Here is a 1,314-nt window from a genome sequence, read left to right as displayed (position 1 = left end):
CGCCGAGGTTTCCGCGTCGAGGGTCACACCCCATCCATAGCGGCAGGACAACCTGCCGTTACGGAGGACGACGACATCTACCGAAAGGAGTCGTTTGTCATGGTCGGAGGACGCGGGCGTTCCCGCTCTCCCCGGGAGTTGGCCGACGACCCGGAGAACTGGCCCCACGCGAATCTGTCCGGCCATCCGGCCGCCGCCGTCGTCCAGGCCATCGCCGCAGCTCTGCAAGCAGTGATGGCCGAGCGGGGGCTGAGTTTCCGCCGGCTGGCCGAGGTCAGTGGGGTGAACCGGCAGACCGTCAACGACGTGGTCGTCGGGCGTTGCTGGCCGGATGTGGCCACCATCGCCCAACTGGAGGCCGGCCTGGCCGTCCGACTGTGGCCTGCTTCGCCCGCCGGGGCGGGCGGAAGCTGACCCTCGCCGGACCCCTTCTCGCCCTGGTGAGGGCATCGTCGATCCTTCCCTCGCCTGCCCTGCTGATCGCAGGGCAGGCGAAATCCAGGCTCGACGCCTCCCCAAAGGCCCCCATTCGAGTTACTCTCGGGAGTGCGCGAGACACTGTCAGTTAGAACCTGGAGGGTGCTCACGCAACCTCGGGTGCCGCCGAGGGCCTAATCTCGGCGGCACCCTGCTCGTCCGGCCCGGCGTCCCACGACCGTCGTTGAACGCCTGGCCTGCAATGTGTCCGTCGCTCTATGCCTCGTCGTTGGCGACTCCCCCCAGCGCGTGGCCATTGATGCCCGCGGCGATGGAGAACAGGCCCGGCTCGTGCTGAGTCAGCCATCCGAGCGCCGTCAGCCGCTTGAGCCGTGCCCGGGTGGTCTCCACCCGGCCTCGCACGTCAGGCTCGCCCAGCGCTTGAGCCACTTCTTTGGCACGCATCGTCCGTCCGGAACTCGCCATGATCACGACGACCCGCTGGTCGAGCCCGGTGACCTGTTTCGGCGCCGGCGCGACTTTCTCCGGCAAGGTGTGCGTCGGGGTGGCAGGCGTGCCGCCAGAAGGCGCTTGCGCGGGCTGGGAATGCCTGGCCAGCATCGGCGCGACTATCCTTCGAGCGGTGGCCAGGTCGCTCAGCTGCTCTTCTAGGGCCGCCACCTGCTCACGCAACGACTCAATTTGCCTGCGGACGGACTCCTCGTCCGCAGCCAGTTGCTCCAGCAGCGATGCTTCGCCCAACGTCATGCCGACCTCCACGTACTGGCGCCGCGCGCAATCGGCAGAGAATGTGCGACTGCAAAGAGTCACACAGCGCCTGCAAACCGTAACTGTAGATGGCAGCTCACGTGAAGAGACACCTCTGCACTCGCTCCT

The 1,314-nt window shown here is 67.3% G+C and carries 2 protein-coding genes; one reads left to right on the top strand and one right to left on the bottom strand.

Translation table 11 applies throughout. The annotated features are described in order from the left end of the window. The coding region (locus AB0J09_RS64955) for a helix-turn-helix transcriptional regulator (RefSeq protein ID WP_360714493.1) at nucleotides 1-414 on the top strand (414 nt) is incomplete at its 5' end. Between the two features lie 279 nt (nucleotides 415-693). Here the strand turns inward: AB0J09_RS64955 and AB0J09_RS64950 are convergent. Then, nucleotides 694-1,185, bottom strand: coding sequence for a hypothetical protein (locus AB0J09_RS64950; protein ID WP_360714491.1), 492 nt, complete (start codon nucleotides 1,183-1,185; stop codon nucleotides 694-696). Nucleotides 1,186-1,314 lie beyond the last annotated feature (129 nt).

It is taken from the genome of Nonomuraea sp. NPDC049784 (genome assembly GCF_040659615.1).
In the GTDB taxonomy this organism is placed as follows: Bacteria; Actinomycetota; Actinomycetes; order Streptosporangiales; family Streptosporangiaceae; genus Nonomuraea.
The sequence above is the reverse complement of the archived record's forward strand: the minus strand, read 5'-3'. Positions and strand labels throughout refer to the sequence as shown.

Coding starts and splice junctions, on each gene's coding strand:
- AB0J09_RS64950 (WP_360714491.1), bottom strand. CDS start 1,185: ATGACGTTGGGCGAAGCATCGCTGCTGGAGCAACTGGCTGCGGACGAG.